This is a genomic window from Rickettsia endosymbiont of Orchestes rusci (assembly GCF_964030945.1).
GTDB lineage: Bacteria > Pseudomonadota > Alphaproteobacteria > Rickettsiales > Rickettsiaceae > Rickettsia.
Genome location: NZ_CAXIQG010000004.1, coordinates 378,834 through 398,222 on the forward strand (window position 1 = coordinate 378,834; position 19,389 = coordinate 398,222).

Below are 19,389 nucleotides of genomic sequence, written 5' to 3' on the forward strand. Positions count from 1 at the left end.
ATTAAGATTTGTTAACGTATTTAGTAACTAAAAGATGGTAATCATTATGCTAAGTGTAAACGAGATTATAAAGGAAAAATTAAACAAATTAAAAGCAGAATTGGAAAATGTATATTCTCGCGTGCAGGCTGATTATCTTTTAGGAGATATAAAAAGTCTGGCTAATGAAGCTGCAGCAAACGGTATAACAGTTGATATATCGGGACTTGAAAAAGCAGTTGAAACTAAAGTTAAAAGCTTTGAAGTAGATAAAGATATCGATAAAATTCAAGATCAAGAGGAGCAAATCTTAAAAGCAAAAAGGGTGCAAGAGCTTATAGAGAGGGAAGAAAAAGAAGCGCGAGAAAAAATCTTAAAGATTAATAATTTATATAAGAATTTTAAACAAAATATTGATGAAAGTATTAAGAAGGTTGAGAAAGAAAATAAAGACTTAGATCAGATAACAAATAAATTGAAAAAGGAAAATATTGTAGATCATGATTTATTAAATTCTCGTGTATTAACTCATGAAGAAATAAAAGAACAACATGAACAACATAAACAAAAATATGCTTATCAGACCAAGGTAAATGAGCAGCATAAACAAATCCACAATAAACTAGAAAATTTAAATAAAAACATTAAGGAATTAAAAGAACAGTTAAAAAGAAAAGATATAACTCCAGAAGAAGCTGAAAAATTACAAAATAACTTAGCATTTCAACAAGAAAGATTAAAAAGACATGCTCCAATAGTAAAAGAAATAAATGAACTCAAGAACAAAACTGATAAGGAGGTTGCTAATTATGAATCTCATAAGTACGCTACGCAAGAAAAAATAAAGAATTTAGGCAAAGCAATAACCGAACTTCCCCAGAAGGATCAAGATACTAAAGACAAACATCAAGCTTTACAAAACCAATATGAAGCAATTATAGGCACTGGGGTAGTTAAGGATATTGAGGGGCATAATAAGATATTAAATAAAATTAGAACTCGGCAGGTAGCAAGTAAAGTAAAAGAGCAAATACAGGGAAAGGAGCAAAGAGAAGGCTATAATACTATTTTATATCCTTCTAAGACTCCTAGTAATAATTTGTCGAACTCTAAAACCAGAACTATACAATAATAAATCAATTTTAATCATAATAAAGAGGATAATATGAAACAACAATTCACTCTTGAACAACAAGCAGAGCTTGATGAAGAGGAAGCAAAAGCAAAGAAAACACTACAAGAGCTGTCAAAAGAAGCTCCAAGAGTTACTCCTGATTTTGGGTTAAAGTCAGGGGGAGCACAAAGTAGTCAGGGGTGTGATAAATACGTAAGGGGTGGTACAGAAAGCAATCCTAATGATAGCCAACTCGCTGGCGACGCTCCTAGTAGTTGCTGTAGTATACATTAAGTATTTTTTCTTAATTTTAAGTTTTTGATGTCGTTCGCGCGGCATTGTGGCGTTGTTGCATGGCTCTAAAAAAGTGCCTTATGTCATTCCCGCGAAAGCGGGAATCCAGAAAATTATAGTCATCCTGAATTTATTTCAGGATCTACTACAAATAGATGCTGAAACAAGTTCAGCATGACAAAAGCAAAGTCTAGATTCCCGCCTTTAGCTAGAATGACATAAGGCACTTTTTTAGAGCCATGCAACAACGCTTCCGGTCGCTCGCAATGACGATTCCGGTAGCCACGCAACAATGCCGGTCTACGCAACTGCTGTAGGGATAAATCGAACCGGCTTCATTATCCTTAAACCGGGACACGCTCCCCGCCTTTAGCTAGAATATTCCTTATCAAATAAACCAGCAGATAAAATAGCGGGATAGTTACGATTACAAAAAATAATTTAAATAAGTAGCTATTAAATATCAAGGGCAGCATTTGTGAATAAGGTATTACATCTCCGGAGATTGTGATGAACGTAACCGCAATTACCGTATCGATAAATAATGATATTGCAGAGCTTAAACTCCTTAAAAAAAGATATTTATCGCCGGTGAGCTTGCGAATTAATAAATAAAGATTAATATCGACAAGTTGGGCAGTGTAATTTGCTATCAACGACCCGACTAATGTAATACTATACATGCCAAATACTTTATTAAATAGGTGGTTATCGAGCTTTGACCAGCTAGTTGCATCTAATTTATTCATTAGCATTAAAATTAAAGATACCGAAATACTCATCGTTAATGCAAGTCTAATACAAAATTTTGCTTTTGCTTTACCGTAAAATTCAGCGATTAAATTGGTTATGAGAAATGTTAGCGGATAGAAAATTACCCCCACCGATAATTCAAATGTATGAAAAGGCAGAACCGGTAAATACACAAATTTTTGATATATGAAATTGACGACTATTAATAATACCGTGAATAGAGTGCATAAAGTAATGTATATCTTTTCCATTAGGGTATTTGACTGCATTATTTATTATTTTTTTGATAGTTAAGATTAAATAATACTACCATAAAATAAGCTAAAATAGCAAAGCCGCAAAGATATAAAATAGGAAATAGATTAAAATTAAATGATTTCATTGATAATAAACAGATATAATTAGCGGTGCCGGACATTAACATTGAGCCGACGGTATGACCGAAACTTATTACGCGGTAACGCTCTTTAACCGGAAAAGCTTGAATAACGACGCTATGAGCAAGGGCATTAAAGGGAGCGACGGAAGCAGCGAGCATTAGGCAAGCGGCAAGTCCTAAATTAGTCATTTGGTAATAAACCGCAACAATAAAAAAACTACTCGCAATAATCGTACCTAGAAGAGCAGTTTTTACCACTATCATAGCACCCAAGCGATCGGCTATCAAGCCGGCAATCGGCATAAACACTGCAAAGCACATTACTATTAACACCGAGAAACTACTAATAATAAAAACGGTTTGAGGTAACACCATCGGTAAATATTGCTTCATAAAAATAATAGATATCTGATATGTTACTCCAAAGCCTCCCGCTAAAAATATTAGCATTAAAATAACTTGCCATTGTTTTTTGATTAAGGAAGTAAATTCTTCGGTAACTAATTGCTTGTTTTTAGTTTCTTTAAATTCAGGTGTTTCGTCAAATTTTTGTCGGTAATAGATAGTTACCAAAGCAAGCGGTAAGCTTAATAAAAACGGAATACGCCAACCCCAATCGGGAAAAATATGAGCGTTAAAAAAATTAGTTGTGCCGATCCCGATTAATAAACCGATAACGCCGGTGCATCTAGTTATAGCCGAAGCGGTAAATTGGAATTTAGGACCTAAATGTTCAATAACGTAAATTGCCGCACCGTCATATTCGCCGGCGATAAAGATACCTTGCATAAAGCGGCATAAAACTAAAATTATCGTACTCCAAATACCGATTGAAGAATATTCGGGTAATAAACCGATTATTGCGGTCGGAATTACAATACCGATAATAGTAATGCTTAATGCTACCTTACGACCGTATAAATCCCCTATTCGCCCGAAAATAAACGCGCCGATAGGTTTTGATAAATAGGCAACCGCGTAAACGGCAAAAACATTTATTAAGCTCGTTAAATGATCGGTAGCTAGGAAAAATTTCTCGGCAATGATGCCGGCAGAAAAACCGTATAAGCTATAATCGTAATATTCAATGATAGTGCCTAAAAAAGCCCCGATAACTTTATTGTAGGCTTTTTTAGGCGGTGATTTTGTTGTCATGTGAAGGTTTTGTTGTTGTTTGGTAAGTATGGTGTCATGCCGTGGTCGTAGCGGCGTTGTTGCATGGCTCGAAATCATTATAAAAATCGTCATTGCGAGGAGCGTAGCGACGCGGCAATCTAGAAAAAACAATGGTTTTCAGAGCATTTTTAGCTATTTTTTCCTGGATTGCCGCGTCGATGCTACGCATCTCCTCGCAATGACGGCTAAAAAATCGAGCCATGCAACAACACTGGTCGTAGCCACGGCATGACAAAGTTATCTTATACTACTACTCAGCATCCATTTGTTTTTTTCATGAACTTTAATACGCCCGATAATCATGTCGGCGGTTCCTTCATCTTCTTCTTGTTGTGCTATTTTAAGTCCTTTATAAAGGCTGGATATTATGACTTCCTGATCTTTTACCAAATCTTTAAGCATATCAGTGGAATTTGAGTTTAGGTTTGGCTCAACTATGGCGGCAAGTTTTATAAAATTTGATAAAGAAACAACTTTAGCGCCTAGAGTACGTATTCTTTCGGCAAGCTCGTCTATTGCTTCAGCCAGCTCCTCATATTGTCCTTCAAACAATAAATGCAAGCTTCTAAATTCTGGTCCTTCCACATTCCAATGATAATTTTGGGTTTTTAAATATAAAGCGTAACTATCGGCTAAAATTACCTCCAAAGCTTTTATTGTACTCATGTTAATACCTATTATTTATTGATAGTTTTTTAATGAGTTTATAACATTTTTCCCAATATTACTATTAATACTTAAACAAAAATTTGCTTGTAAATTAATAAAATTTGAGTTAACGTGTACATGTTATATGTACATTAAGTAAAAATTTTATGAAATCCATTAGTTGCACCTCTCTTAGAAAAAATTTGAGTTCTGTACTCAATACCGTAGAACATGATCATATTGCCTATCTTATTAAAAGAAAGAATCATAAAAATATAATTCTTTTAACAGAAGAAGAATATGAATCTACTCAAGAAACATTATATTTATTGTCTAATCCAATTAATGCCAATCGAATAAAGGAATCTATTGAACAAGCAAAGCAAGCAAAATTTGTTTATACATCGGCAATTAACTGAGGTGCTGTTGGATGGCTCATAATTTACCGTATTATGGTTATTACAAGTATGGTGTCATACCGTGGCTTGACCACGGTATCCAGAAAAAACCTTAATAAAAAGACTGGATGCCGTGATCAAGTCACGGCATGACATCGTACGCTTTGCAAAAATTCAAACCACACAACAATGCTATTAACTGACATTAATCACGAAAATTTATTATTTTTCGGAAAGCCGTTCGGTGGAATTTTACCGACGGCACCCCTTTTAGCCGAAAATTCCGTAATATTTTTCTCAAGCCGTGTTTTACCTCCTATATTCCAGCTTAGACCCTCATTTTTATTGAATATTTTTATATCGGTAAGTTTAGCATTTTTAAATTTTTGCAATATTACCCCTTGCCCTTTTTTCATCTCCGGTATTTCGTCGATATTAAATACTAATAACTTTCGGCTTTCACCGATGCAGGCGACGCTATCCCCGTTAATTTCCAAGCAGGCAATGCAGGAATAATTTTCCGGCATCTGCATAATTTGCTTCCCGCCTTTAGTTTGCGCTATCACTTCATTTGAATTAACGATAAAACCTTTGCTGTTATCACTTGCTAGCAATAAAAGTTGATCAGGCTTATAAACGAGTATATTAGTGATATGGTTATTGCCTATATCCACCAATAATTTAATAGATTCGCCGTTACCTTTGCCTTTAAAAATATTATCGGCTAAAATAGTAAAAAATTTACCTTCCGAGCTGACTATCAGAATTTTATCGGTCGTGTAGGCTTCCAAAATAAACTTCTCTTCGTCGCCTTCTTTATATTTAATATTGGATAAATCATTGTTATGACCTCTTAAAGAACGCACCCAACCCATTTTTGAGCATAAAATCGTAATCGGTTCTTTAGTTACAAAAGCCGATATATCGACTATTTGAGCGGTAACATTAACTTCATCAAAGCTAGTGCGGCGTGCGCCAAGCAAGGTATTTAAACCGAATTTAGTTTGCACTAATTTTACTTCTTTCTTAACGATTTTCCATAATTCTTTTGGATTATGTAGTATTTCCTCCAGCACGGCTTGTTGTTTTTTTAGATTGCCGTATTCATTAATAATTTCTTGCTCTTCAAGCTTGCGTAAAGAGCGAAGCCTAGTATTAAGTATCGCCTCTACTTGGATTTCGGTTAATTTAAACCGCTCTATCATAATTTCTTTCGGCTCGTCTTCTTCCCGAATGATTTTGATAATTTCATCAAGGTTTAAATAAGCTATCCGCAGACCGTCTAATATTTCTAAACGATGTTTTATTTTATTTAAAAGATAAGTTGATCGACGTGTAACGATATTTTGCCGATGGCTTAAGAATTCTTGCAATATTTCCAGAATATTCATAACTCTCGGCACATTATTACTGCCGATCACATTCATATTAAACTGGATTCTGCTTTCTAAAGTCGTCAATTTGAAAAGCGACTCCATGACTATTTGCGGGTCGCAATTGCGATCACGCGGCTCGATAACCAGCCTGATAATGTCTGTTGATTCATCCCGAATATTTCCGACTAGCGGAATTCTTTTATCCTTTAATAGCAAAGCTATTTGCTCGATAAGCCTTGATTTCTGGATTTGATAAGGTATTTCCGTAACTATAATTTGATACGCGCCGTAAGTTAGCTCTTCTTTCTCCCATCTGGCTCTGACTCTTAAACTACCGCGTCCCGTCATGTAAGCTTGATTAATTACCTCGGCTTTATCAATAATTATGCCGCCGGTCGGGAAATCCGGTCCTTTAACAAAATTCATAATATTAGAAACGCTAGCTTCAGGGTGATCAATTAAATAGAGCAAAGCATCGCATAACTCATGTAAATTATGGGGAGGGATATTGGTTGCCATACCTACCGCTATGCCTTCCGAACCGTTAGCCAGTAAATTAGGAAAACTAGCCGGCATTATTACCGGCTCATAATCGGAATCATCATAAGTAAGGCGGAAATCAACCGTTTCTTTATCGATATCCTCCATTAAAAGCGTACAAATTTCGGTCATACGTGATTCGGTATAACGCATTGCCGCCGCATTATCGCCGTCGACTGAGCCGAAATTTCCCTGCCCGTCAATTAGGGGGTAACGAAGAGAAAAATGTTGAGCAAGACGCACTAACGTATCATATACCGCTACGTCACCGTGCGGATGGTATTTACCGATTACGTCACCTACCACTCTTGCACATTTTTTATAAGCAGAATTCGGCTCTAACTTTAATTGCAGCATGGCATATAATAACCGACGATGCACGGGTTTTAACCCGTCACGCACATCAGGCAGAGACCTCGACATAATAGTCGATAAAGCATAAGCAAGATAACGCTCCGATAAAGCATCGGCAAAATCGATATCTTCAATTTTAGAATCAGTCATAGGGGTGCTTATTACTTATTTCATAGGAGTGTTAGTTAATCTTTTATTATAACAATCTTTACGATGTCCAATTACTAATATTTTGACAGTCATGTCTACTATCTGATAAATTACTCTATAATCTCCAATCCTTGGCGTTGTTGCATGGCTCTAAAAAAGTGCCGTATGTCATTCCCGCGAGGCATTGTTGCGTGGATGGTTAAAACCGCTCTCGATGTCATTCCCGCGAAAGCGGGAATCCAGGCTTTTTTTGTCATGCTGAACTTGTTTCAGCATCTTTTTAGTAGATCCTGAAATAAATTCAGGATGACTTTTTTGTATTTTCTGGATTCCCGCTTTTAGCTAGAATGACATCGAAAATTCGAGCCATGCAACAACGCCGAATGTCTTTGGATATGACATAATCTGAATAGATAATATTATACATTTATTTCCAAGCATCTACATGATTCACCCAGTGCTTAGTCTCTTTTAGCCTTTTATCTGCAAGCTTTGAAAATACTTCATCTTCTTCAAGTTCTAAACTAGCCATGATAAGGTCTTTTGCTATTTTAGAAGAAGAAGAATTATTAATTTTTTCATTCAGAGAGACTAATAATCTTTTAGCTGCCATAAAATTACCAAAGTTACTTAATTTATAACATAATGTATTACATTTGATACGCAATATCAATTAGTACAACAGGATTATTCATCAAATCCCGGCTTTCCGGGTAATTTAGAATTAATATAATCAAGTAATTGATAAGGTAGTAAATTCATCAATTTTAACACGAAATAGGTTAATTTAGGAAATATTATTAAACCTTTCCGTGCATTAACACCGTTTATTATAATCTGCGCGGCATTACTTGCCGAGATTTTAAAAGGCATCGGGAATTTATTAACTTTAGTCATGGGAGTATCGATATAGCCCGGTATTACCACACATACTTGCACGTTAAACTGAGTAAGATAACCCCTTAAAGCATCGCCGAATATTTTAATAGCCGCTTTGCTAGCTGAATATGAAGGAGCACCGGCGATGCCTAACATGCCGGCCATCGAGCTTATCATAACTATCGTGCCGCTTTTATTTTTAATCATGTGCTGCATACAAGGTAAGATAAAATTTAAACTGCCGTTTAAGTTAGTAGCAAATATTTCTTCTACTTGCTGTGAAGTTTCGGGCTTATCTAATGTACCGGCCGATACTCCTGCAGAATTAATTAAAATATCGATTTTATTATTTTTAATAATTTCCGCTAAATGAATAGCTATTTGTTCTTTATCTCTCACGTCGCAAATAATTGAAATTACCTCAGCTTGATAGCTTTTACAAATAACAGCTACTTCTTCAAGTCGCTGCTGATCTCTAGCAAATAAAAAAAGCCTAGTATCCTTAGCGGCGTATTTAGTAGCTAAAGCCTTGCCAAGACCGCTAGAAGCGCCGGTAATTATGATTGTTTTTTTATGCAAAGTCATTATAGTTATAAGTAATTTTATATCAAAAATAGCAGATATGACACTATATTCAAGAAGTATAACTCAGGATAAGGGGCTTATTATAATTTTATCCTCACCGTCCGGAGCAGGTAAGTCCAGTTTAACTAGAGCATTATTACAAATCGACGATAATTTGCGATTATCTGTTTCGGCAACCACTAGAATGCCAAGACCTAAGGAAGTTGAAGGAATAAGTTATTATTTCAAAACTAAACCGGAATTTGAAGAATTAATAAAACAAAATATGTTTTTAGAATATGCTAAAATTTACGATAATTATTACGGCACAATAAAAAAATATGTCGATGACTTACTAGATCAAGGTTTAGATGTCTTATTTGATATTGATTGGCAAGGAGCCGGAAATATTAAGCAAGCCGCAAGTAATGTAATATCGATTTTTATTCTCCCACCTAGCCTTGAAATTTTAGAGCGACGTCTAAAGGATAGGGCCGAAGATAGTAACGATGCAATAAAGTTACGAATGCAATCGGCAACAAGTGAAATATCGCATGCAAAAGAGTATGATTATATAGTAACCAACAATGATTTTGATGCTACGCTAAAAAAAATACATTCAATTATTGTAACCGAAAGAATAAAGTTAAAAAAGACTCATTAAATACCGATTATAGGATTTGAGTAATATTTTATATTGCCTCGGTATCGAAGCGATCGGGTGCGGTGTTACGTAAACTTGACGAGTCTGAGGAATTGCTGAAGTTAATTCTCTTAAAGCTGCCGGCATATTATAAGCGGAAGTTACTAAACGCACGGAAGTAAGATTATACGCTACAATAAAATCTGCTGCTTTTTTGGCATAATCCTCTTCGGACATTATATTATTCGTTGCATATATTACCTGCTCGTCTCTAATCTCATGTTCTTTTAACAAATTTCTTAATTGATCTTGTGAAGAGATACCGGTAATAAATAATATAGGAGCATATCCGGCTTTTAATAAAGCAATAGCGGTTTCTACTCGCCGCCCGCCTCCGGCAAATACTATTACGGCATTAGTTATGGTGTTATTAGTTTTATAGGAATTTATTAGATATATATAATATGCAAAACCGCTAACCCAAAGGAGGCATATTATTAAAATAGCTAATGCAATTTTTCGCATTAATTAAATACCTTTTTAAATTCTGTTTGAAGAATTTTATCAAATTGATTCATTTTAATATTAACGCCGATTTGAGTCAAGGAAGTTACTAACGAATCGGTTAATCCGCAAGGGATGATACCGGTAAATTTGTCCAAATCCGTTGAGATATTTATAGCTATTCCGTGATAAGTAACCCATTTTTTTACCCTTACCCCTATTGCGGCAATTTTGGCAAAATCATTATTTTTGTCTTTCACCCAAATCCCTACTTTATCGCTAATAATATATGCTTTAATTCCTAAACACAGTAAACTATTTATCAGCCATTCCTCTAACATTTTAATATATAATTTTAAATCTTTCGTACGGTTAGGTGCTGCTAAATTAAGAATGGGGTAGATAATTCTTTGCCCTTCGCCGTGAAAAGTAAATTTCCCGCCTCGACCGGTATAAATTACCGGAATATTATCGGGGTTTAGTAATTCATTTTGCCGGTAACTAGTGCCGGCAGTATAAACTTCCGAATGCTCGACTAAATAAACGGTTTCCGCTAAGGAATTGTTAATTACGCCGCTAACATGCTCCTCCATCAAATTTAGAGTATTTCGGTAATTGGATAGCCCGGGTAAAGTAATGAATTGTACAGCGTCATCTCGATCGCTTGATACAAGCAAATTTTTCGACATTCGCCTGTGCTCACGTACTCTAGTACGCTGCGCAGGCTCGTCTTTAAATTTATCTTGTCTGAAGCTTTCTGAATTTAGCTGTACCATATAAAAATAAATACTATCTTTCAGGACTTTCTTTCTTGTTGCTTTTTAAATGAGATTGTGTAGATAAAAAAGTATTTGGGGTATTGCTAGCTTGCCTAAAAGCCTTAACAATTTCCGGATGCTTATCAATTATTCCTTCTAATTTATCTTTTTTGAAAAATTGCTTTATTGGATCAACTACGATTGCTCTCCATTTTTGTCCAAAACTCATTTCTTTGTTTTCCATTTTAGCACATCTTCTAAGCGCTGCGCCTATATTAGTTTCTAAAGTAGCTTTTTCTTTTTCATCTTTAATTATCGGTTCTAATATGGAAATTATTCCGGTTTTTAATCTTTGTATTTCTTTATCATCTAAAACCTCAACATTATTTTTATCACAATATTTGTCTAATTGGTCTTTAGCAAAATTTTTACGCTCTTCGGAATTTTTATTAGTTTTTTTAAAACATTTAACTGCCAAAGATTCAATTTTTGCATCTGCCGGTAAGCTTTGTATTTCTCTGAGTTCGATTTTCTTAAGCCCTACTAATATTCCTTGATCTTGAAAGTTTTTAAGAGTTTTTTTATTAAGATCGGTTATTTGAGATAATGAATCTAATGCAACGCCGGCTTTAGGAGTTCCTTTGATTATTTCATTAATATAAGCGATTTTTTTATCCTCAAATAGAGTTTGTCTTATATTATCATTTGCAATATCTTGTGAGATTTTTAATTTCTTCGGTAGGTCATATCTAATATCTTTATTAAATTCAGAGATATAAACATTCATTTTAGGCATCTCTGAAGCACAGCCGGGAATGAAATCCTTTCCTTTCAAATTAGTAATATCTACTTCTAAAACCCCTTGAGCATAATCTACGGATTCGTTGGAACTTGCACGGTCAATATGAATACCCATATTAGATCTACTCCGAACTATTACTTTATTATCTTCTGCTACTTCCACCATTAAAAAATCTCTTTCTCTGTTCATATCAGGAGTACCGTTCGGGTAAAGTTGCTGCATTTTATCTTGAAAATTCTCAGTATAAGCATTAATAGGAAACCAACCGGCTCCAAATGTACCTTGATGCCATAAAGTAGTAATAAAATCTTTTTGCTCTCCGGTTAAAGATGATTCATTCTTTAGGGTTTCTGCATTAATAATTCTTGTACTACCTGATTTATCTTTAAATAAGATTTCTGCTCGTGGATCAACTTGAACCGTGTTACCGTTTATGTCCGTGATTGTACCGCCGATATCTTTAGTAGTTTGTTCTTGAACTTCTTGTTTGTAAGCATTTAGCCTATTTTCTAAGCTAGCTGCTATATTCTTAGAAGTTATATTCGGTTTATCAAATTCTAGGAGCATTTTAGCCGAGATTGCTTCTGTAGTCGTAAGAGTATTTTTCCCTCCCGTATCATCAATTAGATTAGCACAAGAGCTTAAAAAATTATTTAATTCAGAAGATATTTCAGTAGCAGGTTTTTTGATTTCCTCATAAAATTCTGCTTTGAATTCAAAATTTTCCGGTTGTTGCTTTCTGTTTTTAGCGTCTTGAAAATCCTTTCTTTTTGTAAGTAATTCTAGGTCTTTTAATAATTTTTCAGTATATTTTTCTTTTAATTCAGCAATAGAAGGTTTAGTAGAAGAATTTAGAGCGTGATGCAATGCTTTTAACCCCTCAACTTGAATTTCTGACTTCAGCATTAACAAATTTGTTATTGGATGAGGGGTATTTGTTTCTTCTAAGGATAAATTATCTCGATAGGTATTTAAGTCGTTAAAATCAATTTTTATACAGTCATATAGGTTTGTCATTAGGCATAATACTCCTTAATAATTTTCTAATTAAACCGGTGTTGTTGCATGGATTAGAAATTGCCATAAAAAGGATGTCATTCCCGCGAAAGCGGGAATCCAGGCTTTTTTTTGTCATGCTGAACAAGTTTTGCGCATCTTTTTAGTAGATCCTGAAATAAATTCAGGATGACTTAAAAGTGTTTTTTGCTGGATTCCCGCCTGCGCGGGAATGACATACTGCTGCTTTTATCGAGTCATGCAACAAAGCTTCCAGTCGCTCGCAATGACGATTCCGGTAGCTATGCAACAACGCCAATTAAACCCCAACTATTGATAAGTTTTAGCTTAAAAACTTATCAATAATTCGCGTTAATTAAAGTTCCGGATCCTCGTATTTTACTTCTAATACTTCATAAGATTTTAGTCCCTTGGGTGTTGTTACTTCTACAACGTCGCCTACCGACTTGCCGATCAGAGCTTTAGCAAGCGGCGAAGCTATCGAGATTCTTTTTTTAGTAATATCCGCTTCATACTCTCCAACAATGATATAGGTAACTTTTTCTTCGGTTTCATCATCAATTAATGTAACCGTTGCGCCGAATTTTATACTATCACCTGAAAGCTTTGAGATATCAATAATCTCGGCTCTTGCCATTATATCCTCAAAATGTAAAATACGTCCTTCAACAAAAGCCTGTTTCTCTCTAGCGGCATCATATTCGGCATTTTCCGACAAATCACCAAACTCTCTAGCTGTGGCTATATCTTGAGTAACTTTCGGACGTTCTACGTGTTTTAAATTTTTAAGTTCTAGCTCTAATTTTTCAAAGCCTTTATTGGTAATAGGAAATTTTGCCATAATTATCTTGTCTAAATTAAGTATTTTTGATACACTGCTCTTAGGCAGACTATTAAATTATAAATATGTACTTAAGCTAGTATATTTATATTAATAAAATTTGTCAAACAAGCCTTTAATAAATTGTATTGGATTGTTAGTGTTAATTTAAGGAATAACGCTAGAAAATGTCATTCCCGCGCAGGCGGGAATCCGGACTTTTCTTTGTCATGCTGAACTTGTTCAGCATCTATTGAAAAAGATACTAAAATAAATTCAGCATGACTTTATTGGGTGTTTTGTGGATTCCCGCTTTTAGCTAGAATGACATCGAAGCTGCTTTTTACCGTCCATGCAACAAAGCCTACGGTTCCTCGCAACAACGCCCTTAAGTCGCCACCCATGCGCCGTTGCCGGAATGACATAAACATCTTTAACCTATCCACGCAATAATGTAAGCTTGTTTAGATATATGAAAATTATAGACTTAAATTTTGAACTAAGACGTAAAATTTTCCACTTATCTGCTTTAGCGATACCGTTATGTTATATATTTACATCTAGATTAACTGCTATCTTGTTGTTATTCGTAATTGCGGGATGCGCTTTATATCTTGATATATCTCGGCATTATAATGGGACGATTAGAGAATTTGTAACTAAATTTTTTACAAGAATTATGAGGTCGGAAGAGGCTAGCGGCTCATTTCGCTTAAGCGGTGTTAGCTTTATGATGCTGGGCTTTTTTGTCACCGCTCTTCTTTTTCCTAAAAATTTAGTAATTTGTTCGTGGCTAATTTTGATAATCTCCGATTGTTTAGCGGCGTTAGTCGGGATAAAAATAGGTGAGCCTTTAGATAACGGCAAATCAATAGCGGGAGCGAGTGCTTTCTTAAGCTCGGCGGTTTTCATCAGTATACTAGTCTATTTTTTCATAGGGTATAATACAAGTTTTATCGTTATAATAATTAGTTCTATAGCTGCAACCGCTGTTGAGTTCTATTCAAAACAAATAGGCGTTAACGATAATTTATCGATCCCGCTTGCTTATTGTCTTTCTACCGTTATTTTTAGTTTTATAACAGAAATTTAGGATGATAAGAAACCGACATTGCAAGTAGGTATTGTTGCTCGATTTGTAAAACCGCGCGATGTCATTCCCGCTTTTATCGAGCCACGCAACAATGCCGACTTGATCACGGAATGACAAGCATTACTCCTTGCAATTGACATGGACGCATAAAAATATGAGAGTTCCGTTAGAATTTTACGAACTTTTAAGAAATCGTATTAATATCTCGGATGTAGTAAGGCAAAAGGTAACCTTAACTAGAAAATCCGGTAATTATATCGGTTTATGTCCCTTTCATAGAGAAAAAACTCCTTCCTTCACAGTTAACGATTCTAAACGATTTTATTATTGCTTCGGTTGTGCGGCATCCGGTGACGTAATAAAATTTAACGCTCAAATTAGCGGGTTATCTTATTCGGAATCAGCCGTAAAACTTGCTAGTGATTACGGTATAGAATTACCCAAATTAACAGAGCAGCAAAAAGAGCTTTATGAAGAATCCGATGAGATTTTAAATATTTTAGAACTGGCTAATAAGTTTTTTAGATCACAAATTTCCCCTAAAATACTAAATTATTTACATAATCGCGGTATTAATGAAGAGACAATAAAAGAGTTTTCAATAGGCTTTGCACCGCCAGGTAAAGAATTACAAAACTTTTTTAAAGAAAAAGGCATCGAGTCCGTAAAGCTTGAAAAAGCCGGATTGATAGGGAAGAGAGAAAACGGCAAAATATATGAAATATTCTATGATCGGATAACTTTTCCTATTAGGAATATATATAATAAAATAGTTGGGTTTGGTGGTAGAGTCCTTAATGACGGCATGCCTAAATATTTAAATTCTCCGGAAACTATAGTATTTCAAAAAAGTGAAACTCTGTACGGCGAAAATAAAGCAATTAGCAGCGCATATAAAAAGAATCGCTCGATTTTAGTTGAAGGTTATTTTGATGTTATTGCTCTCTATCAAGCCGGATTTAATGAGGCGGTAGCAAGTTTAGGTACGTCCGTTACCGAAAGCCATTTGCAAAAATTATGGCGTGCCGGGGATGAGATTATATTATGCCTTGACGGGGATGCTGCCGGAGTAAAGGCAAGTATAAGAGCAATTAATATTGCTTTGCCGTTAATAAATAGTAATAAAAAGATTTCTTTCATTAGATTACCGGCGGGCTTGGACCCTGATGATGCCGTTAATAAAAATAATACGGAATTTTTTACACATCTAGTAGAGAAAAGAATTAGCCTATCGGAAATGATTTGGGATATAGAATATAGCGGCAAAGTTTTTAGAACCGCAGAAGATAAGGCTGTTTTGGAGAGGAATCTGAAAAATTATTGTGCAAAAATAGCAGATAGGGATTTAAGTACTAATTATTATAGATTTTTTAAAGATCAAATATGGCAAAATTTAGTTAGTAGAGGGAAGAGCGCTACTAAAAATTTAAATATTGTTCCTTCAAGCCCTGATTATTCAGAATTCGAGATATTAGAACATGCATTTTGCGCTATATTGGTTAAATTTCCGGAGATGCTACAAAACGGAGATGCACGAGATTTTTTATTGAATTTAAATTTTAATAACAAACTACTTGAGGAGTTTCGTAACTGGTATTTTGAAGAAATTATCGATACTAATATAGAGGTGGACAATATTAGTATGATTGTGGAAAATACTAGCTTTCTTGATATTTTTTTACTATTATCAAGCTCTGATAATCTGTTTTTAGGTATGCCTTTTAATAAAGATAATGTTCATTTAGACCTATTTTGGCAATGGTTACTTAAAAAACATTATCTGATATCATTAAAACAAGAATATGTTTCTATTATTCAAACCGGCGACAATGAAGGATTTGAAAAAGCTTTATTGTACCAAAAAGAAATTTTGAAAGTTTCAAGTGAACTTCAAATTTTAAATGAGAGCCTGTCTTCAGAGTTATTTTAATTGATAATTAAAGAGGTTTTATAGCGAAAATTAATAAGTTTTTTGCTGGAATAGCTGTTCCTATTTCAAAAAAAACTTATAATTTGTAGCAAAAAAGAATTTAATTAGCTTTAAAATTAACTTTGAAGACAGCCTCTAAGTCTTTTAACAATTGATCTAGGCATGTAACGTATGAGCAATATAAATAAGGATGTAGATAAACTAGATAGTTTGGTTAAAAAAGCTAAAGCTAAAAAGATAGCCGTAACTTATGACGATTTAAATAAAGCTCTGCCTATTAATAAAAATTTAACGGTAAACGATCTAGAAAAGGCAATATTAAAATTTTCCGATGCCGGAGTTGATATTTTAGAACCCGGAGAAGATGATGAAATTAAGCTAGATATCGGCATGGATGAAGAATTTAAGTTAGCTAGTAATGTTGATCAAGAAGTGGAAGATGAAGCTGAAGAAGAAACTTTAGGCACTACCGATGATCCGGTAAGGTTATATTTAAAAGATATGGGCGGAGTCGATCTTTTAACGCGCGAAGATGAAATAGAAATAGCTAAGAAAATCGAAGGAGGGCGGAAGTTAATGATTTCATCATTATGTGCAAGCCCTGTTGCTATGAAATTTTTTATAACATGGTATGAAGATTTAGTTAACGAAAAGATGTTAGTACGCGATTTGATCGAGATAGAATCTAATATAATACATGAGGAAGAGTCGGAGCTTGAAGAAGATCCAAATATTGATCCCGAAATTGATGAACTCGAAGAAAGCGGTTTAGCGATCTCTACTATGGAATCGCAAATACTACCGAATATTATTGAGCGTATGAAAAGAGTCTCGCATATATGCGAAGATTTAGTAATGGAGGCAAAAAATTATTATGCCAAGCCTTCTCAATCAAAAACATTACAAAATAGTAAAAAATATATAGCTAATTTAGAGTTATTAGTAAATGAAGTTTCGGATATTCATTTTAATGCCAAAAGAATAGAAGAAATTCTTAATAAAATGTATAGCATAAATCGGGATTTAATAAATAAAGAAACGGCATTTTTAAAATTAGCCGAAAAATACGGTATAAGCCGTCAAAGCTTTTTAGGAGAATATATCGGCGTCGTTATTAATACTGCTTGGAAAGAGCAGATGAAAAAAAACAAAAAGTCTGCTTGGAAGGAGCTAATTAATAAGGAATCAAATTATATTGATCAAATGATTAATGAATTATCTTTTATAGAATCCGGTATAGGTCTTTCGGTAGTTGAGTTTAAAAAATTGGTAAATACTATCCAAAAAGGCGAGCGGCAAACTTTGCAAGCAAAAAAAGATATGATAGAAGCCAATTTGCGACTTGTTATATCGATTGCTAAAAAATATGCCAACAGAGGTTTACAGTTTTTAGATTTAATTCAAGAAGGCAATATCGGCTTAATGAAGGCGGTAGATAAATTTGAGTATCGTAGAGGTTATAAATTTTCTACTTATGCAACTTGGTGGATTAGGCAAGCTATAACGAGAGCCATCGCCGATCAGGCAAGAACTATACGTATCCCCGTACATATGATTGAAACAATCAATAAAATCATTCGTACTTCAAGACAAATGCTTAATGAACTCGGTTATGAGCCTACCGCGGCAGAAATTGCAGCTCGTTTATCGATGCCGCTCGATAAGGTACGCAAAGTAATGAAGATAGCAAAAGAGCCGATAAGTTTAGAGAATCCGGTAGGAGATGACGACGGTAGTTTCCTAGGCGATTTTATTGAAGATAAAAATGCCGTAGCACCTCTTGATGCTGCGATCCAATCAAATTTACGGGAAGTGACAACTAGGGTACTTGCAACGCTTACGCCGCGTGAGGAAAGAGTGCTTAGAATGCGTTTCGGTATAGGTATGAATACCGATCACACTCTAGAAGAAGTAGGACAGCAATTTTATGTAACTAGAGAGCGTATAAGGCAAATTGAATCAAAAGCTTTGCGTAAATTAAAGCATCCGATTAGGTCGAAAAAGCTTAGTAGCTTTAGAAGTAACGGGAAACGGGTCGATAATCCGGATTCTCTAATGGGGGGATAAGGTTAATGTTTCAAGGAGTATTGTTGGGTGGATACCGGAATCGTCATTGCGAGAAGCTGTAGGCGTTGTTGCATGGATCGAAAATTGCTATATTTCGGGTATTCTTTAAAAGTACCGCGGTGTCATCTAGTTGCTTGACCACGGTATCCAGAAAAAATTAAAAAGCCTGACTGGATACCGTGGTCAAGCAACTAGATGACAAGTTTTAAGCGATTTTAACCATCCACGCGGGCAATGCCTCCTCGCAATGACGTTGCGATATTTATACTGACCTTATAATAAACTACTTGCGTTATGTACTATCGATATAAAATTAACGTGGAATATTTAGGTACCGGACTTGCCGGTTGGCAAAGGCAATTAAACGTAATGTCCGTCCAGCAAATATTAGAAGAAGCCGTTTATAAATTTAGCGGTGAACAAGTAACCGTCTGGGGATCGGGTAGAACCGACGCAGGAGTTCATGCCTTAGGGCAGGTAGCGCATTTTGATATTTCTAAATATATCCTACCGTATAAAATTATTAAAGCAATTAATCATTTTGTGCGTCCTTATACAGTGGGGGTAAGAGATTGCATTCTCGTAGAGGATAATTTCCATGCAAGGTTTTCGGCTCTAACTCGTCATTATATGTATAAAATTATTAATAGACCGCATGCAGTAGTGATTGATTTTAACAGAGCGTGGTGGATTAGCGAGCCTTTGAACGTTGAATCTATGAAAGAGGCAGCTTTACATCTTGTAGGAAATCATGATTTTACTTCATTTAGAGCTACGGCCTGCCAATCAAAATCGGCAATAAAAACTTTGTCGAAAATTGAAATTATTCAAGAGAATGAAGAAATAAAATTCTACTTTGCCGCTCCGTCATTTTTACATCATATGGTGCGTAATATCATTGGAAGTTTAATATTAGTCGGTCGGGGTATTTGGCAAGCACAAGAAATGAAAACGGCGTTAGAGGTAAAAGATAGAAAGGCTGCAGGTCCAACCGCTCCGGCTTACGGTTTATATTTTGTAGGTGTGGATTATTAATCAGTGTCATCTAGTTGCTTGACCGGGTTTGTTGCATGGATGGTTAAAAACGCCCTCGGTGTCATTCCCGCGCAGGCGGGAATCCAGAGAAATACTTAAAATATGTAAAATTATAT

The 19,389-nt window shown here is 35.0% G+C and carries 25 protein-coding genes; 9 read left to right on the plus strand and 16 right to left on the minus strand.

Annotated elements, in window-relative coordinates:
• The first annotated feature begins 46 nt into the window (after window positions 1-46).
• Together roaM and AAHM91_RS05575 are read left to right on the plus strand one after the other, a co-directional pair.
• The gene (gene roaM / locus AAHM91_RS05570) at window positions 47-1,111 is read left to right on the plus strand and encodes an actin-based motility regulator RoaM (protein WP_342270153.1); all 1,065 of its coding nucleotides are present in this window, start codon (window positions 47-49) and stop codon (window positions 1,109-1,111) included.
• Window positions 1,112-1,144: 33 nt separating this feature from the next.
• Window positions 1,145-1,387 (plus strand): hypothetical protein, encoded by a 243-nt coding sequence (locus tag AAHM91_RS05575; protein WP_253308366.1) that lies wholly within the window; start codon window positions 1,145-1,147, stop codon window positions 1,385-1,387.
• Window positions 1,388-1,506: 119 nt separating this feature from the next.
• Here the strand turns inward: AAHM91_RS05575 and AAHM91_RS05580 are convergent, their stop codons facing one another.
• From AAHM91_RS05580 to AAHM91_RS05600, 5 genes are read right to left on the minus strand one after another with little or no spacing between them, the layout of a single operon-like run.
• A complete protein-coding gene (locus tag AAHM91_RS05580) occupies window positions 1,507-1,677 on the minus strand; it encodes a hypothetical protein (protein WP_342270154.1) in 171 nt (56 codons plus the stop codon).
• Between the two features lie 54 nt (window positions 1,678-1,731).
• Entirely contained in the window at window positions 1,732-2,409 is a 678-nt protein-coding gene (locus AAHM91_RS05585) for a queuosine precursor transporter (protein ID WP_342270155.1), read from the minus strand.
• Complete coding sequence (locus AAHM91_RS05590; protein WP_253310097.1) at window positions 2,409-3,674, minus strand: MFS transporter; 1,266 nt, start codon at window positions 3,672-3,674, stop codon at window positions 2,409-2,411. The genes AAHM91_RS05585 and AAHM91_RS05590 overlap by 1 nt, the downstream gene beginning before the upstream one ends.
• Window positions 3,675-3,708: 34 nt before the next feature.
• A complete protein-coding gene (locus AAHM91_RS05595) occupies window positions 3,709-3,897 on the minus strand; it encodes a hypothetical protein (protein ID WP_341793243.1) in 189 nt (62 codons plus the stop codon).
• Between the two features lie 35 nt (window positions 3,898-3,932).
• Window positions 3,933-4,361 (minus strand): Dps family protein, encoded by a 429-nt coding sequence (locus AAHM91_RS05600; RefSeq protein ID WP_253308368.1) that lies wholly within the window; start codon window positions 4,359-4,361, stop codon window positions 3,933-3,935.
• A gap of 149 nt (window positions 4,362-4,510) precedes the next feature.
• On the opposite strand from AAHM91_RS05600, the gene AAHM91_RS05605 reads away from it, so the two are divergent.
• Window positions 4,511-4,762: a type II toxin-antitoxin system Phd/YefM family antitoxin gene (locus AAHM91_RS05605; RefSeq protein WP_253308369.1), complete on the plus strand. Its 252-nt coding sequence runs from the start codon at window positions 4,511-4,513 to the stop codon at window positions 4,760-4,762.
• Window positions 4,763-4,950: 188 nt separating this feature from the next.
• Here the strand turns inward: AAHM91_RS05605 and parC are convergent, their stop codons facing one another.
• The gene (gene parC / locus AAHM91_RS05610; RefSeq protein ID WP_341793241.1) at window positions 4,951-7,161 is read right to left on the minus strand and encodes a DNA topoisomerase IV subunit A; all 2,211 of its coding nucleotides are present in this window, start codon (window positions 7,159-7,161) and stop codon (window positions 4,951-4,953) included.
• A 144-nt stretch (window positions 7,162-7,305) separates the two neighbouring features.
• Here parC and AAHM91_RS05615 point away from each other — a divergent pair, with 144 nt between their 5' ends.
• On the plus strand, window positions 7,306-7,455 hold the full coding sequence (locus tag AAHM91_RS05615) for a hypothetical protein (protein ID WP_342270156.1): 150 nt from the start codon (window positions 7,306-7,308) through the stop codon (window positions 7,453-7,455).
• A gap of 7 nt (window positions 7,456-7,462) precedes the next feature.
• Here AAHM91_RS05615 and AAHM91_RS05620 read toward each other — a convergent pair whose 3' ends face one another.
• The 3 genes from AAHM91_RS05620 to AAHM91_RS05630 form a co-directional block, all read right to left on the minus strand.
• Complete coding sequence (locus tag AAHM91_RS05620) at window positions 7,463-7,588, minus strand: hypothetical protein (protein ID WP_342270157.1); 126 nt, start codon at window positions 7,586-7,588, stop codon at window positions 7,463-7,465.
• Entirely contained in the window at window positions 7,589-7,774 is a 186-nt protein-coding gene (locus AAHM91_RS05625) for a hypothetical protein (protein WP_253308371.1), read from the minus strand.
• A gap of 74 nt (window positions 7,775-7,848) precedes the next feature.
• Entirely contained in the window at window positions 7,849-8,619 is a 771-nt protein-coding gene (locus tag AAHM91_RS05630; protein ID WP_342270158.1) for an SDR family NAD(P)-dependent oxidoreductase, read from the minus strand.
• A gap of 43 nt (window positions 8,620-8,662) precedes the next feature.
• Here AAHM91_RS05630 and gmk point away from each other — a divergent pair, with 43 nt between their 5' ends.
• On the plus strand, window positions 8,663-9,268 hold the full coding sequence (gene gmk, locus AAHM91_RS05635) for a guanylate kinase (RefSeq protein ID WP_253310098.1): 606 nt from the start codon (window positions 8,663-8,665) through the stop codon (window positions 9,266-9,268).
• Here gmk and AAHM91_RS05640 read toward each other — a convergent pair.
• From AAHM91_RS05640 to AAHM91_RS05670, 7 genes are all read right to left on the minus strand, one after another.
• Entirely contained in the window at window positions 9,251-9,772 is a 522-nt protein-coding gene (locus AAHM91_RS05640) for a YdcF family protein (protein WP_253308373.1), read from the minus strand. The two genes, gmk and AAHM91_RS05640, sit on opposite strands and share 18 nt — an antisense overlap.
• Window positions 9,772-10,440, minus strand: coding sequence for a lipoyl(octanoyl) transferase LipB (lipB, locus tag AAHM91_RS05645; RefSeq protein ID WP_341794199.1), 669 nt, complete (start codon window positions 10,438-10,440; stop codon window positions 9,772-9,774). The genes AAHM91_RS05640 and lipB overlap by 1 nt, the downstream gene beginning before the upstream one ends.
• Before the next feature lie 100 nt (window positions 10,441-10,540).
• Window positions 10,541-12,328, minus strand: a complete 1,788-nt coding sequence (locus AAHM91_RS05650) for a hypothetical protein (protein ID WP_342270160.1) — start codon at window positions 12,326-12,328, stop codon at window positions 10,541-10,543.
• Window positions 12,312-12,446, minus strand: a complete 135-nt coding sequence (locus tag AAHM91_RS05655) for a hypothetical protein (RefSeq protein WP_342270161.1) — start codon at window positions 12,444-12,446, stop codon at window positions 12,312-12,314. Before AAHM91_RS05655 ends, AAHM91_RS05650 begins: the two co-directional genes overlap by 17 nt.
• 45 nt (window positions 12,447-12,491) lie before the next feature.
• On the minus strand, window positions 12,492-12,617 hold the full coding sequence (locus AAHM91_RS05660; protein ID WP_342270162.1) for a hypothetical protein: 126 nt from the start codon (window positions 12,615-12,617) through the stop codon (window positions 12,492-12,494).
• Between the two features lie 66 nt (window positions 12,618-12,683).
• Window positions 12,684-13,172, minus strand: a complete 489-nt coding sequence (gene greA, locus AAHM91_RS05665; RefSeq protein WP_253310100.1) for a transcription elongation factor GreA — start codon at window positions 13,170-13,172, stop codon at window positions 12,684-12,686.
• Window positions 13,173-13,435: 263 nt separating this feature from the next.
• Window positions 13,436-13,594, minus strand: coding sequence for a hypothetical protein (locus AAHM91_RS05670; RefSeq protein ID WP_341793235.1), 159 nt, complete (start codon window positions 13,592-13,594; stop codon window positions 13,436-13,438).
• A 26-nt stretch (window positions 13,595-13,620) separates the two neighbouring features.
• On the opposite strand from AAHM91_RS05670, the gene AAHM91_RS05675 reads away from it, so the two are divergent.
• The 4 genes from AAHM91_RS05675 to truA all read left to right on the plus strand — a co-directional run bounded on the left by AAHM91_RS05675 (window position 13,621) and on the right by truA (window position 19,273).
• Window positions 13,621-14,241, plus strand: coding sequence for a diacylglycerol/polyprenol kinase family protein (locus AAHM91_RS05675; RefSeq protein ID WP_253308375.1), 621 nt, complete (start codon window positions 13,621-13,623; stop codon window positions 14,239-14,241).
• 154 nt (window positions 14,242-14,395) lie between these two features.
• Window positions 14,396-16,171, plus strand: coding sequence for a DNA primase (gene dnaG / locus AAHM91_RS05680; RefSeq protein WP_342270735.1), 1,776 nt, complete (start codon window positions 14,396-14,398; stop codon window positions 16,169-16,171).
• Window positions 16,172-16,342: 171 nt separating this feature from the next.
• Window positions 16,343-18,238 (plus strand): RNA polymerase sigma factor RpoD, encoded by a 1,896-nt coding sequence (rpoD, locus tag AAHM91_RS05685; protein WP_342270163.1) that lies wholly within the window; start codon window positions 16,343-16,345, stop codon window positions 18,236-18,238.
• 294 nt (window positions 18,239-18,532) lie between these two features.
• A complete protein-coding gene (gene truA, locus AAHM91_RS05690) occupies window positions 18,533-19,273 on the plus strand; it encodes a tRNA pseudouridine(38-40) synthase TruA (protein WP_342270164.1) in 741 nt (246 codons plus the stop codon).
• Window positions 19,274-19,389 lie beyond the last annotated feature (116 nt).

What these genes read in the sequence shown, in the direction of transcription:
- rpoD (WP_342270163.1), top strand. Translation starts at nt 16,343, where the DNA reads ATGAGCAATATAAATAAGGATGTAGATAAACTAGATAGTTTGGTTAAA.
- AAHM91_RS05590 (WP_253310097.1), bottom strand. Translation starts at nt 3,674, where the DNA reads ATGACAACAAAATCACCGCCTAAAAAAGCCTACAATAAAGTTATCGGG.
- AAHM91_RS05605 (WP_253308369.1), top strand. Translation starts at nt 4,511, where the DNA reads ATGAAATCCATTAGTTGCACCTCTCTTAGAAAAAATTTGAGTTCTGTA.
- AAHM91_RS05650 (WP_342270160.1), bottom strand. Translation starts at nt 12,328, where the DNA reads ATGACAAACCTATATGACTGTATAAAAATTGATTTTAACGACTTAAAT.
- parC (WP_341793241.1), bottom strand. Translation starts at nt 7,161, where the DNA reads ATGACTGATTCTAAAATTGAAGATATCGATTTTGCCGATGCTTTATCG.
- truA (WP_342270164.1), top strand. Translation starts at nt 18,533, where the DNA reads ATGTACTATCGATATAAAATTAACGTGGAATATTTAGGTACCGGACTT.
- AAHM91_RS05675 (WP_253308375.1), top strand. Translation starts at nt 13,621, where the DNA reads ATGAAAATTATAGACTTAAATTTTGAACTAAGACGTAAAATTTTCCAC.
- AAHM91_RS05575 (WP_253308366.1), top strand. Translation starts at nt 1,145, where the DNA reads ATGAAACAACAATTCACTCTTGAACAACAAGCAGAGCTTGATGAAGAG.
- AAHM91_RS05625 (WP_253308371.1), bottom strand. Translation starts at nt 7,774, where the DNA reads ATGGCAGCTAAAAGATTATTAGTCTCTCTGAATGAAAAAATTAATAAT.
- dnaG (WP_342270735.1), top strand. Translation starts at nt 14,396, where the DNA reads ATGAGAGTTCCGTTAGAATTTTACGAACTTTTAAGAAATCGTATTAAT.
- roaM (WP_342270153.1), top strand. Translation starts at nt 47, where the DNA reads ATGCTAAGTGTAAACGAGATTATAAAGGAAAAATTAAACAAATTAAAA.
- AAHM91_RS05615 (WP_342270156.1), top strand. Translation starts at nt 7,306, where the DNA reads ATGGCTCTAAAAAAGTGCCGTATGTCATTCCCGCGAGGCATTGTTGCG.
- lipB (WP_341794199.1), bottom strand. Translation starts at nt 10,440, where the DNA reads ATGTCGAAAAATTTGCTTGTATCAAGCGATCGAGATGACGCTGTACAA.
- AAHM91_RS05620 (WP_342270157.1), bottom strand. Translation starts at nt 7,588, where the DNA reads ATGTATAATATTATCTATTCAGATTATGTCATATCCAAAGACATTCGG.
- AAHM91_RS05600 (WP_253308368.1), bottom strand. Translation starts at nt 4,361, where the DNA reads ATGAGTACAATAAAAGCTTTGGAGGTAATTTTAGCCGATAGTTACGCT.
- AAHM91_RS05585 (WP_342270155.1), bottom strand. Translation starts at nt 2,409, where the DNA reads ATGCAGTCAAATACCCTAATGGAAAAGATATACATTACTTTATGCACT.
- AAHM91_RS05595 (WP_341793243.1), bottom strand. Translation starts at nt 3,897, where the DNA reads ATGGCTCGATTTTTTAGCCGTCATTGCGAGGAGATGCGTAGCATCGAC.
- AAHM91_RS05655 (WP_342270161.1), bottom strand. Translation starts at nt 12,446, where the DNA reads ATGACAAAAAAAAGCCTGGATTCCCGCTTTCGCGGGAATGACATCCTT.
- gmk (WP_253310098.1), top strand. Translation starts at nt 8,663, where the DNA reads ATGACACTATATTCAAGAAGTATAACTCAGGATAAGGGGCTTATTATA.
- AAHM91_RS05640 (WP_253308373.1), bottom strand. Translation starts at nt 9,772, where the DNA reads ATGCGAAAAATTGCATTAGCTATTTTAATAATATGCCTCCTTTGGGTT.